This window comes from Hoylesella timonensis 4401737 = DSM 22865 = JCM 15640, from assembly GCF_000455445.1.
Taxonomy (GTDB): Bacteria; Bacteroidota; Bacteroidia; order Bacteroidales; family Bacteroidaceae; genus Prevotella; species Prevotella timonensis.
The window spans coordinates 109,698-123,162 of sequence record NZ_HG417092.1; the positions used below are offsets into that span (position 1 = coordinate 109,698).

Sequence of the window (13,465 nt, forward strand, 5' to 3'; positions counted from 1 at the left end):
TTACCCGCTGGTCATAAAAGACACTAACTAATATATATAAACCTAAATTAACAATTATGAAGCATTTGGACAAATTACTATTGCTTGCCCTTATAGCTATATGCGGCCAAAGCAGCGCCTTGGCGATGGATGACAATGCCCCAGGTCAGTCAAACGCTGTCACGCAGCAGAGCAACAAGGGAGCAGTCGTCAAGGGAAAGGTGGTTGACGTCAACGGTGATCCCATCATCGGAGCATCCGTTATGGAAGGAGGCACTACCAACGGTACCATCACCGATATAGACGGCAACTTTACGCTCAACGCATCAATGGCCAACACCACGTTGAACGTGACGTATGTTGGCTTCACGCCACAGCAAGTGAAGGTGCAAAACGGACAGGTAGGCACCATCGTTCTCAAGGAGGACACTCACAACCTGCAAGAGCTGGTTGTAGTGGGCTACGGAACGCAGAAGAAAGAGAACCTCACTGGCGCCGTGTCGGCAATCAACGGCGATGACATAGCAAAGCGACCCGTGGCAAACGCACAAGTCATGCTACAAGGTCAAGTGCCCGGACTGCGCGTGAACCAAGGATATGGACAGCCAGGCTCAGAGGGTGTATCGTTCCGTATTCGTGGGCAAGGCACCTTCTCGAGTGCAGGCTCCGACCCACTGATACTCATCAACGGTGTTCCTGGCGATATGTCGGCACTGGACCCGAGCGTCATCGAGTCGGTGTCCGTGCTGAAGGATGCTGCATCGGCAGCCATTTACGGTGCGCGTGCGGCCAACGGTGTTATACTCATTACCACCAAGGAGGGCACGCAAGGCAAAACCCATATCTCTTATCATGGCAACGTGGGCCTGCACTCGGCCACACGCCTGTACAATCGAGTGAACAACTCGGTGGAGTATATGGAGCTGGCCAACATGGCGCGCAAAAACTCTAACCTCTCAGAACTGTACCCAGGCGATGTCATCGAAGCCTACCGCAAGAACGGTGGCAGCGAAAAGTATCCTAATTTCGACTGGCAGGACTACATGTTCCGCACGACTGCCGTACAGACCCACAACCTCAACATGACGGGTGGAACGGACAAAGCTACTTACAACGTGGCGCTCAACTATGTGAATCAACCTGGAACCATGCGTGGATTCGACTACAAGAAATACAACGCTACAGTTGACTTCACGGCTAAACTGACCGATTTCATCAGGTTTGGCACATACACCAACATGATGTACGGTGAGATAGACCAGCCACGCCAGGGACAGTCAGACGCGTTCCTCTCAACCCTGTCGCAAGCCCCAACCTACATGCCGTGGCTACCTGATGACGGATCGGGTTTGAGGAGATGGACCTGCAGTGCCTACCCAGCCGAAGAACACAACAAGAACATGGTGGCCATCATCGGCGACAACGCCATGAGACGCCGCAGAAACTTCGACATTAACACACAGATGTGGGTGGAGGTGAACCTGCTAAAAGGATTAACATGGTACACCAAGGGAGCTGCCAGACTGAGGTCAGGCAAGGAAAAAGACTGGATAGGAAGCCCAACGCCAATATACAACTACCACACAGGCGCACAGTCGGGAACCCTCGACAAAGGCGGAGCTGGACTCACAGTGTCGGATAACCGCGTGTTCTACACCAACTTCTACACCTACCTGCGCTACGACCTGGGCCTTATGGACAACATGCACAACATCAGTGCCATGATAGGCTACAACCAGGAGAACGAGAAGACAGAGACGCTCGGAGCTTACAGAAAGGACTATGCCTTCAATCTGCCCACCATCAATGCGGGTGGAACGGCCAATTGGTCGAACAATGGCGGCGAGGAGGAATGGGCCATACAGTCTGTTTTCGGACGGCTGAACTATAACTACAAGGAGCGTTACCTCTTTGAGGCCAATGTACGATACGACGGCACCTCGCGCATATCCAGCGAGAACCGCTGGGGCGTATTCCCATCATTCTCTGGAGCATGGCGCGTGACGGAGGAGCCATTCATGCAGAAGCTGAACTATGGCTGGCTGAACAATCTGAAACTGCGTGCCAGTTGGGGACAGCTGGGTAACCAGAACATTGGACTGTACCCCTACCAGGCCATGATAGACCATGTGGGCGACTACCCATTCTCAAAGACGACCGACGGCGTGGTGACAGGCTATCAGCAAACAGCATATGCCAACCGTGACATCAAGTGGGAGACAACGACTATCACGGATATTGGATTCGACCTTCAGGTGCTTGACGGGCTAAGCATCACATTTGACTGGTATAAGAAGGAAACAAAGGACATCCTGCGCGCCTCACAGGTATCGAGCCTGCTGGGACTGTCGGCACCAACCGTCAACAACGGAACCGTGACGAACACCGGTATCGAATTATCCCTCAACTACAGCAATATGGTCAGGAGCGGCTTGCTCTCAGGACTGCGGTACAACGCAGGGCTGTACTTTGACCGCTCACGCAACGAGCTCACCAAGTTCGGTGCCGAGGAGACAAGCGGATACTACATACGTCGCGAGGGACTGCCCTACAATGAGTACTATATGCTGGAGTGCATCGGTGTGTTCGCTGACCAGGAGGAGATCAAGAACTCGCCCAAGCAGTATAACGACGACACACAGCCGGGCGACCTCAAATACAAGGACATCTCTGGCCCCGACGGCAAACCCGACAACAAGATCAACGACTACGATCGCCGCACTTTCTCGGGACGCTTCCCAGGCTTTGAGTACGGTGTCAATGCAAGCGCGAGCTGGAAAGGCTTCGACCTGTCGCTCATAGGACAAGGCGTGGCTGACAAGAAGTTCTTCACCAACGGATGGGGCGTCCAGCCGTTCATACAGGGTTCAGCTCCCAACCGCGACTACATAGACGGCATGTGGACTGAGAAAAACCCGAATGGGGCAAAGCACCCCAAACTATACTGGAGTAACCTGGGAGGATCGAAAAATACAAGGGCAAACTCGTACCTGCTCAAGGACGCATCCTACTTCAGACTGAAGAACATCACTTTCGGCTATACGCTCCCTAAGGCTTGGACCAGCCAGCTGGAACTGTCGAGAGTACGCATATACTTTTCTGGCGACAACCTGCTCACCATCACCTCATACAAAGGTCTTGACCCAGAACGTGCAGGCGACGGGCGCGACGCCATGTATCCACAGAATAAGATCTATTCGTTTGGCATTAATGTAGAATTCTGAAAAAACACTGACAATGAAATATTTGAAAAGCATATTAACAATAGGAGTACTGACATTGGGAATGTCGTCATGCTCCGATTTACTTGACAAGCAACCGCCCTCGTCACCGTCACAGAGCGTATTTTGGAAAAGCAAGAGTGACTTTGAGTCGGCGATAGCAGGAGCATATTCGGTAGTACGCACATGGCCAGGCGCCCTGTCAGAGGTCATGCCATGCTTCGACGGACTGTCCGACAACGCCATTGTGCGTCATAACGAGACGACATACGGTTCTGTGCTGACCACCGCCCAGGGCGACATGACGCCCAACACAGATGGCTTTGTAAAGCAGGTATACGACGTTTGCTACAGGGGCATTGCACGCGTACACCTCATTATGGAAAACCTGAAGAATTATAAAGGCAACGACATCGACGAGACCGAACGCAACCACATGCTTGGTGAGTGCTACGCCTTGCGTGGCTATTACTACTCGTGGCTATACGAGTGCTACCGTGAGGTGCCGCTCGTGACAGAAACTCTCAATACAACCAACATGTACCAACCCAAGGCATCGCGTGAGGACATAAAAAAGCAGATTGTCAGCGATTACGACAAAGCCATTGGCATGCTGTGGAACACTGGCTACAACGAGGGAGCTGGCGCAGGACACTTCACGGCCGATGCTGTACGTGCTCTGAAAGCCAAGGAACTTTTGTTTGATGCCTACAACAACGACGGCACCGCAGACAAGGCCAAGATGAAGGAGGTGCTGGCCACGTTGGATGGCATAAGCAATTACAACCCACAGAAGAGCCTGATGAAACGTACGCGTGACAACTTCCTGGCAGTCAACCAGGCTTCGTCACCTGAAATAATGTTTTCGGTGCGCTATCTTCAGCCCAACATTACCAACAGCATCGATCTCTATTATGGCGCATGGGCCTGTCTTGACCCCACGACTGACCTCATCAACGCTTTTGAGTGTACTGACGGCAAGAAGTGGGGAGAGTCACCACTCAGTGTCAAACCAGACGAGAGTGTACTCTACTCCAGCACATCGTCAGAAGAGCAAAAAAGAGCTGAACGTGCAAAGTTGTTCCAAAATCGAGATGAGCGTCTGAAAGATGCGGTGGTCAATTCACGTTTCACAAATTATGAGCGTGATGGACTAGAGGGTGTCACCAATGTGGAGGTAACTGAGTTCAACAATGTATCATTCACAGGTTACGGAGTGAAGAAACTGCTCCAACCTTCGAAAAAGGTAGCTGAATACAGCACTATTTCTGATGCCGACGTTGTCATCATGCGGTATGCACATGTGCTGCTCATGATTGCCGAGGCTGAGAACGAAGCCAACGGCCCGACAGACAAGGCACTTGAGGCCATCAACCATGTGCGTGCCCGCTCGCACCAGCCAGCCATAGAGAAGGGCATCTCACAGGACGAACTGCGTACCCGCATACGAAACGAGTGGCGTGTAGAGACATGCTTCGAAGGTCTTCGCTACTTCCAGCTCAAGCGATGGAAACTATTACAAAAGTTGGTTGACGGAGCTGTGGATCCCGCCTATCCAAACTATAAGAAGGTAGTAAAGCCTGCCTTTGAGTATTTCCCATTGCCACAAACGGAGATAGACAAGGCAAACGGCATACTCGTTCAGGACAGCAATTACAACTAAGTAACCAGGCAGCTAAACCTTTCTGCAAACTTATAAAAGAATAACACCGGTGCATGATGCGTTGTCGTTCCACAAACGAAAAAGGCAGGTCGTGTACCGGTTTTATTGTTTTTATATTTCCGAGGTTTAGTCATTGCAAAACCAATGTGAAAATCTATATTTATTTCTGAACTTTCGCAAGTCCAGAAATAAAGGAATGAAAGAGTTTATATTTCTCTTTGGTGGTTAAATGATAAGGAAATACTACAAAGAATTAGAAAAAGAAAAGAATGGCTTACAGCTACATCGGGGATATTGTTCTTGTCCTTTTTAGGTATCATTTTTTCTTTTTTAATCTATTCACCCACTGTTCTACTATGGAGTATCGTCATCTTTGTGGTTGATTTGTTCGTTCATCTGGTAATTGTCGGTAAGATATGGCAAAGATACAACTCTTTCATCAAAGCGTAATTGTTGTTACAATAAATGAAAGCAATTGATGTGATTAGCTTTCATTTGTTGTTCAACAACATAGTAACAACGAAATCAACAGAAAACACGAAAATGTCCATGCGATAAAAAGAAGGCAAAGAAACGCAGGCACTCTGGCGATAAAAACGAAAGAAAATGAGGTGCAACCCCTCTCCTACCTTTCATCAAAAATAAAAGTCTGTAACGATGTTTTTCGTCTTTTTTTGATAGATTGGGGTGCTGCTACTTGGTAAAGACAGAAGTGGTTTTTGTCCTGTTATTTTACCAAAAATCGACCATCTAAAATCTTCAAAATAGAAAAATTTAATAGGCAAATGAACTGCAAAAATGGGCTGATTTTAACAAAAAAGACGCTTTTTACAGCTGAAACAATGATTTTACGGTCTTGGAAACATACATTTGAGCTGTTATTCACATGCTTCAGCAGCCTTAAAGCATGCAAATAGGAGGCTTAACTCAATGCTTTCATCGAAAAGAAATGATAAAAATAGGCAGAAAAAGAAGCATTAAAAGCGTAACGTATTCAATGACAACGAATTATGAAACTTTCTCATAACTCGCGTATTTGCGACCAACTTTGCTGTTGGTTGTTTTCACGCGAGTTTTGAGAGGTGCTTTGTAAAGAAAATTCAGCATTAATAATGAGTCCGTGTAGCATATCCTAATTTTACAAATGCTGCTTCGTTGATATTGCTCGATGTAAAAAATGATACTTCAATAAAAGCGCTGTGGGCACGTTCACCAACCGCTAACATTCGTAAACGATAGGGAATTTCCTCAATGATGTAGGGAAAAGCCCTTTGGACACAAAAAATGAATCATTATATTTGCAATGTGATGAAAGGAAAAAGGTGCTGTCAAATCAGCAGACTCCGTCACCAATGGTCGTTAAAGACCGCATCGTGACGTCACAACCATATTTACGAATCAACAAAACCCTATTATGATGAAAAAGCTTATATTTACCCTCGCAGCACTCTTCTTTATTTCCGTCTCGGCAAGTGCCATGAGTTACAGGCAAGCTCGTCAGCAGGCACTCTTCTTAACGGACAAGATGGCTTATGAGCTCAACCTTACCGACGACCAATATGAGGCGGCTTACGAGATAAACCTCGACTATCTGATGCGGATAGACGATTACGATGACCTATATGGCGTTTATTGGAACAGGCGCAACATGGACTTGAGCTACATCCTCTTCGATTGGCAATATCGGTTGTACTGCGATGCTACTTACTTCTATCGTCCCTTATATTGGAATGCAGGCTATTGGCATTTTTCCGTTTATGCACGCTATCCACGACGAGACTACTTCTACTTTGGAACGCCACGATTTTACACCGTCTACCGTGGCGGTCATAGTTGGCACCGCAACGGCAACCGCTCATGGTACTATGGACGAAGCTACGGAAACGACTATCGTAACAATGGCATTGGCATGCGCGACAGATTCCACAGCGGATATTACAACAATGGCAGTCGCTCCTTTGGCAATGGACCGCAAAGAAGAATCTCTACCTATGGAAGAGGTAGCGGTAATGGCGACATGTACAATCGCTCGGGAGCTATTCGTGATTATCAAAACGTACCTGACCAAAATTCCAACACGGTGTTTGGACGCAGGCGCAGTAGTACACGTACCACTGTTACACAGCCTGCACCCAACGACAACGGAAGCAGGAGTGGAAGTTTCGGTGGTAGCAGATCGTATCAAATTCCTGATAACAGACCCTCTGTCCCAAATCGAACATTTACCCCGAACGAATCATCCCGTCCAAGTAGACAATACGCTCCACAACGTTCCAATGTGATGCGCAACCCCTCAACGCCTCCATCACGCAACTTTGGTGCTGCATCAAGAGGGGGAAGGAGTTCGATAGGCAGGTCTGTACCGAGAGGAAATGGCAACAATAACAATGGTTCTACGGTTCACTTTGGGGGAAGAAGGTAGATACTATCGGTAAGAAATAAAATAGGTGAAATCCAAAATGATAGATTCTTTTATAGGCATTAAAGCTGTTTCAGGAAACAGACAGTGGCAATGACTGACGTCAGTCATTAGCACACAACGCAAAACTTCAGAAGGTGCGAATGTTACAGTTGTAGCTTTCGCACCTCTGCATTGTTCATTCGTGCGATTTCTGACATGGGCAAACGATAAAACACACTTTGAATAGCTTTGTTAATGATGCCATGCCCCACCGCAAGAACAGTACCTGAGGGGCAACGCCGCCTCACCTCTTCGAGGAAAGCCGCTGCTCGTTGCTTGAGTGCTTCGATGCTTTCTACATTGTCAGGAAAAGGCTTGTCTTTCAAATCAGGAATATAACAACCCGTAAAGTCGCCCCAATCGCGCTCACGAAGGAGCGGCGTTTGGTGTACCACAGCCTGATGCGGAGCGGCAATACACGCACAAGTCTGCACAGCACGCTGCAAGTCACTGGAGAAAAACATATCTATCGCTTCAGAACGAAACTGCTCACAAAGGCGTTCCGCCTGTTGCTCACCCAACTCACTGAGCTTTCCAGGCGTTTGTCCCTGCATCACTTTTTGCACATTTTCTACCGTTTCGCCGTGTCTCACCAAATATAAAATTGTCATATCTTTATGATTTTGCGCAAAAATAATAAAAAAGAATTGGAATTATGGGAGATAGTTTGTACATTTGTCACGTATATAAAGATTTTTATGAAAATAGTACAAAATTCATTCATCCGCTCATTGTGTGCTATCATCATTGGTGTTCTCTTAATTCGATATCGTGAGGAAACCGTGACATGGCTAACCATTCTGATTGGTGTCTTATTCTTTCTATCAGGTTTGATTTCATGTATCACCTATTTTATTGATAAGAAACATCAAGACGAAACCGTAGTACTTGATGCCAATGGGCGACAGATTTCTGGCTTCCGTCCCACGTTTCCTATCGTTGGGTTGGGTAGCATGGTGTTGGGAGCCATATTGGCACTGATGCCAACCGTGTTTATGACGGGCTTGGTATATATCCTTGCTGCTATCTTAATATTAGGAGCTATCAACCAATTTGTTATTTTGGCAACAATCAATCGTATTCTACGAGTAGGCATTATCTTTTGGCTTTTGCCCTGTTTTGTATTAGCTATCGGAGTTATCGCTATCGTGGCACCAAGGTGGATTGCTTCTGCACCGCTCTTCGTGTTAGGTTGGACCCTCGTACTGTACGGTGTCATCGAGTGTATCGACGCCTTCAAAGTGATGTCGGTGAACAAAAAATACAAGCAAAACCCTACCTTAGAAGAAACTGCTATTGAAACTACGGAGATAGAACCTTCAGTAACAGAACCTACAGAAGTGGTGGATATGACCAATGAAGAGACAAATCCCACGCCTAAAGAATAAGCCCTAAACGTCAATTGAATGAACGGTAAGAGTTACAAAGACAACGTCTTATGTTCTTATTATATATTGTAAACTTTCCCGTTCATTGAATGTATAAACATCATCTGTAAAAGAACATATCTAAAATGAACCTAAATTCTACAACTTCTCCCAATAAGAAGCTGAATCCCATAGCGTGGGTACCCACGCTATACTTTGCCATGGGGATGCCTTTTGTGGTGCTCAACATGGTGACTTCACTCATGTACAAGGGGTTAGGAATCTCTGATACGCAAATCACCTTTTGGACAGGACTGATTATGTTGCCTTGGACATTGAAGCCCATTTGGAGTCCTTTCCTTGAAATCTACAAGACCAAGAAGTTTTTTGTGGTGCTTACCCAATTGCTTTGTGGCGTGATGTTTGCCTTATTGGCTTTCGCTTTGAACCTTTCTAACTTCTTTGCCATCACCATTGGCATTTTAGCAGTGATTGCCATCAGTGGTGCCACGCACGACATTGCAGCCGACGGAACATATATGTCGGTACTATCCACCGAAGAACAAGCACGCTGGATAGGTTGGCAAGGTGCGTTTTACAACGTGGCGAAGATATTTGCAACAGGAGGATTAGTGTACTTAGCAGGAATATTCATCAAGAGCTACGGTGTGACCAAAGCATGGATGTTCATTATGTTGATTACTGGTACAACCATGCTCGTTTTGGGATGCTATCACTTTTTCATGCTTCCAACAGACGAAAAATCTGATAAGCAAAGAAAGAGTGCCCGTGAGATATGGACAGAACTATGGATGGTGTTTGCAGAGTTCTTCAAAAAGGAACACATTACTTATTATATATGCTTCATCATTCTCTATCGGTTTGCCGAAGGATTTGTGATGAAGATAGTGCCACTCTTCCTCAAAGCACCTGTTGCGGAGCAAGGATTGGGTATGACAGAGCAAGAGATTGGACTGTGCTATGGCACTGTTGGAGCTGCTGCCTTCGTCATTGGTTCTATCTTGGGCGGCTACTATATCGCACATCGTGGATTGAAAAAGACACTTTTCTCTTTGGCATTGGTGTTCAATGTGCCATTTGTGGCGTATAACCTCTTGGCGATTTATCAACCACAAGACCTTGTCTTTATAGGCAGTGCCATTGGACTGGAGTACTTTGGTTATGGCTTTGGATTCGTGGGATTGACGCTCTTCATGATGCAACAAATTGCACCGGGCAAGCACAAGATGTCACATTATGCCTTTGCCAGTGGCATCATGAACCTTGGTGTGATGTTGCCGGGCATGCTTAGTGGTGCGGTGAGCGATGCATTGGGCTATCGACACTTCTTCGTGTTCGTGTTACTATGTACCATTCCCGCCTTACTCATCACTTGGTTTGTACCATTTAAGGCCTCCCCTAACCCCTCCCAAGGAGGGGAATAATTAGCTGAAAGCATTGAACCTTGAGGTTTGAACTTTTGGTTATCAATACTATCAACTGGTGAACTCGTCAACTTTGAACTCGTCAACTCAATAACTAGAAACTCAAAAACTATCAACTCGTCAACTAAAAACTTGTCCACTCGTCAACTAAAATTATCAACTCGTCAACTAAAAACTTGTCAACTCATCAACTAAAACTATCAACTCGTCAACTTGTAAACTTGTAAACTCGTCAACTAAATAATATTTCTATGTCCAAATTAATCATTCAAGGGCAACCTTTGCCCAACATGCCGTGGGAAGACCGTGCGGCAGATTGTAAAGAAGTCATGTGGCGTTGCTCGGCGAATCCCATTATTCCAAGGAATTTGCTACCCACCTCCAACAGTATTTTCAATAGTGCCGTAGTACCTTTCAAAGACGGTTACGCAGGTGTGTTCCGCTGTGATGACACCAACCGACGTATGGTATTACACGTCGGTTTCAGTGATGACGGCGTGAAATGGAACATCAATGAAGAACCGCTCCGTTTTGAGTGTGACAATAAAGAGATTGGTGAATGGGTGTACGGTTACGACCCACGTGTGTGCTTTATCAATGACCGCTATTACGTTACATGGTGTAACGGCTATCATGGACCTACCATTGGTGTGGCATACACGTTTGATTTCAAGACTTTCCACCAATTGGAAAATGCTTTCCTGCCCTACAACCGCAACGGTGTGATGTTCCCAAAGAAGATTAATGGCAACTTCGCCATGCTCAGTCGCCCAAGTGATACGGGACATACTCCCTTTGGAGACATCTTCTATAGCGAATCGCCCGACTTGGTCTATTGGGGCAAGCATCGCCATGTCATGTCGCCTGCCGCCTTTGAAGTAAGTGCATGGCAGTGCATGAAGATAGGTGCCGGTCCTATCCCCATTGAGACATCCGAAGGTTGGCTGATGTTTTACCATGGTGTGCTACGCTCATGCAATGGCTACGTGTACAGCTTTGGCTCTGCCCTACTCGACTTGGAACAACCATGGAAGCCAATTTATCGTTCAGGTCCTTATCTCATCTCGCCACAAACACAGTATGAACTGACTGGCGACGTACCTAATGTTTGTTTCCCCTGTGCAGAGGTACATGATCCCAATACAGGTCGCGTTGCCGTTTACTACGGTTGTGCCGACACCGTCACGGGTTTGGCATTCGGTTATATACCCGAGATTATTGAATTTACGAAACGAACAAGTATCATTTAATTTAATTCGTACTTACGTCTCGAAGTAAAGAAGATGATGAATATTATCAAACAATCGTTATACGAAGTATTTTCTCCCAAAAAGAGAAATCATCGCATAACGATTTTCTGTATTGAAATGAAAAACCTACTAAATCAGTCGCCAATAAACCGTAAAATGCTTTCCGTCTGAAGCTTCTACGGTCTTTATTTGAAAACTGCGCTCATGAGGAACCTGTGATTGTATGTTTTTTGCAATGCCCGTCACATCGGTTACACTGCTCCCTTTCCCTCCATTATTCCAACTAAGCGAATCGTCTCCAGTGCGTGTTAGCACATCTTTATCGTCTCTTACCACAACTTTTGCACAAGCCAATAGAAATTGATATTCATCTTCTGGGCATGTAAAATATTTGTTTTCTTTAGCATTATACATGATATACCCCACTTGTTGCTTTTGAGTTGCAAACTGTTCCAAAGCCGAAGACATTACTTGGGATAGCTTTTCTGTTTTAGGATCTAATGAGCTGTCTTTTGCTTTTTCATCAACATCCCCAACCTTTTGTGTACAACCACATAAAGTGGCAACTACGACCCATAAAGACATCATAACATACTTTTTCATTCATGCCTCTCTTTCTTTTTAAGGTTTAACTACAAATCAATTATTCGTAACTCTTAGAAGACTATTACATCGTAATACAAAAAATCCAAAAGTTGTTTTGTTACGTTGTAAATATAAGCATTTTTGAAAAGCAATGTTTTTTTTGTTTTAATTTTTTACACTTGCATTTTGCTATTTAACACCTTTTGAAATTGTTAAAACCTTCTCTCATTTTCCTTTATTCAATGAACCGAGACCTCTGCAAAACCTTACCCCATTCTCTATTATTCTTGTTTTTGATCACTATTGGCTCACCTGCGGTCTATATTTTTGATTTTTAGGCTGTATATGCTCTATTTCATCTCATATTCTCCCTTTATTTGAGAGAATTAGACACAATTATCCCTGGAGTTCGATATAAATTGTAGGCAATAGCCTCCATGATGTGTTGTGCGTGAGTCTTATCTAAACCTACATATCTGGCTATCCCACCATGAAACCATCTGTGAATAGAGCCAAAGGTACGTTCCACTTTGTACCGTGTCTTGCTGATAGCTACATTAACACGCTGCTCTCTTTCCGTTAGCTTACGTCCCCTTACGCCTTTGTGCATGATACGACTCTTGAGCTTCATACGTTTAAGTACATCCTTGTTTGCTGTAGAATCATAACCCTTGTCGGCATAAACAGGTGTACCTTGTGGAAGTTTAGCTTTTTCTAATGGCTTTTCCAAATGTTTGATATCACTTTCGTTAGCTGGTGTGGTTTCCTCGGCTATCACCAAACCGTTCTCATCTGTAACCGAATGTCGCTTGTAACCGAAGTGTAGCTTCCCCATCTTCTTTACCCAACGTGCTTCACCATCAACATTGGGTTTGACGATCTCTTTAACCATTGCGTTTTCTGCTACATCCCTGCCTGATTCCTCATTGCGATCCTCAACTACTTCGTATTCCTTACGGCCGCGAGGTCGACGAGGACTATCCGTGATACTTGCATCAACGATAGCACCACGCTTAACCAAAACACCAGCCAACTCTAACTGGCGATTTATCTCTTGCAGCACATTATCATAAAGGTCGGCTTCAACCAAAATGTTACGGAAACGGCATACAGTTGTACTATCTGGAGCGCAGTCATCCAATCCTAAACCAACAAAGCGACTGAAGGACAGACGGTCATTTACCTGCTCTTCGACCTCGCCGTCACTCAAGCCATACCATGTACGAAGAAGCTCGGTCTTGAACAACACAAGGCTGTCATAGCTTGGACGACCAGTGGGACGATTGCCTTTGGTGTAAGCAATTTCAATAAGTCCACGAATGGGATTCCAGTCGATTATCTGATCAATTTGAAAGAAAAAGGTCTGTTTAACCTTACGATGACCAACTATTAGGTCAGCAAAACTCGGAGAAGAAGGACATTGTTTCATACTATAAAGGTACAAAAATATGATGAAATGAGCAAATTTTGAACAATGAGTTTTGCAGAGGTCTC

9 protein-coding genes are annotated in these 13,465 nt (G+C 45.5%); 6 read left to right on the forward strand and 3 right to left on the reverse strand.

The genetic code is table 11. The annotated features are described in order from the left end of the window. The first annotated feature begins 56 nt into the window (after positions 1-56). The 3 genes from BN35_RS03940 to BN35_RS03950 all read left to right on the forward strand — a co-directional run bounded on the left by BN35_RS03940 (position 57) and on the right by BN35_RS03950 (position 7,285). Entirely contained in the window at positions 57-3,203 is a 3,147-nt protein-coding gene (locus BN35_RS03940) for a SusC/RagA family TonB-linked outer membrane protein (RefSeq protein WP_044071210.1), read from the forward strand. A 13-nt stretch (positions 3,204-3,216) separates the two neighbouring features. After that, positions 3,217-4,863, forward strand: coding sequence for a RagB/SusD family nutrient uptake outer membrane protein (locus BN35_RS03945; RefSeq protein WP_025072545.1), 1,647 nt, complete (start codon positions 3,217-3,219; stop codon positions 4,861-4,863). 1,414 nt (positions 4,864-6,277) lie between these two features. After that, positions 6,278-7,285 (forward strand): hypothetical protein, encoded by a 1,008-nt coding sequence (locus BN35_RS03950; RefSeq protein ID WP_028900888.1) that lies wholly within the window; start codon positions 6,278-6,280, stop codon positions 7,283-7,285. Positions 7,286-7,428: 143 nt separating this feature from the next. On the opposite strand, the gene BN35_RS03955 is transcribed toward BN35_RS03950, so the two are convergent. Continuing rightward, complete coding sequence (locus BN35_RS03955; RefSeq protein WP_025072543.1) at positions 7,429-7,935, reverse strand: histidine phosphatase family protein; 507 nt, start codon at positions 7,933-7,935, stop codon at positions 7,429-7,431. Between the two features lie 87 nt (positions 7,936-8,022). Between BN35_RS03955 and BN35_RS03960 the strand changes: the two genes are divergently transcribed. The 3 genes from BN35_RS03960 (at position 8,023) to BN35_RS03970 (ending at position 11,386) form a co-directional block, all read left to right on the forward strand. Continuing rightward, the gene (locus BN35_RS03960; protein WP_025072542.1) at positions 8,023-8,712 is read left to right on the forward strand and encodes an HdeD family acid-resistance protein; all 690 of its coding nucleotides are present in this window, start codon (positions 8,023-8,025) and stop codon (positions 8,710-8,712) included. Between the two features lie 125 nt (positions 8,713-8,837). Further along, complete coding sequence (locus BN35_RS03965; protein ID WP_028900887.1) at positions 8,838-10,136, forward strand: MFS transporter; 1,299 nt, start codon at positions 8,838-8,840, stop codon at positions 10,134-10,136. A 251-nt stretch (positions 10,137-10,387) separates the two neighbouring features. After that, complete coding sequence (locus BN35_RS03970; RefSeq protein ID WP_025072541.1) at positions 10,388-11,386, forward strand: glycoside hydrolase family 130 protein; 999 nt, start codon at positions 10,388-10,390, stop codon at positions 11,384-11,386. Positions 11,387-11,515: 129 nt separating this feature from the next. Here the strand turns inward: BN35_RS03970 and BN35_RS03975 are convergent, their stop codons facing one another. Together BN35_RS03975 and BN35_RS03980 are read right to left on the reverse strand one after the other, a co-directional pair. Then, positions 11,516-11,989, reverse strand: coding sequence for a hypothetical protein (locus BN35_RS03975; protein WP_025072540.1), 474 nt, complete (start codon positions 11,987-11,989; stop codon positions 11,516-11,518). Between the two features lie 355 nt (positions 11,990-12,344). Further along, positions 12,345-13,400, reverse strand: coding sequence for an IS5 family transposase (locus BN35_RS03980; protein WP_044071211.1), 1,056 nt, complete (start codon positions 13,398-13,400; stop codon positions 12,345-12,347). Between the last annotated feature and the right edge of the window lie 65 nt (positions 13,401-13,465).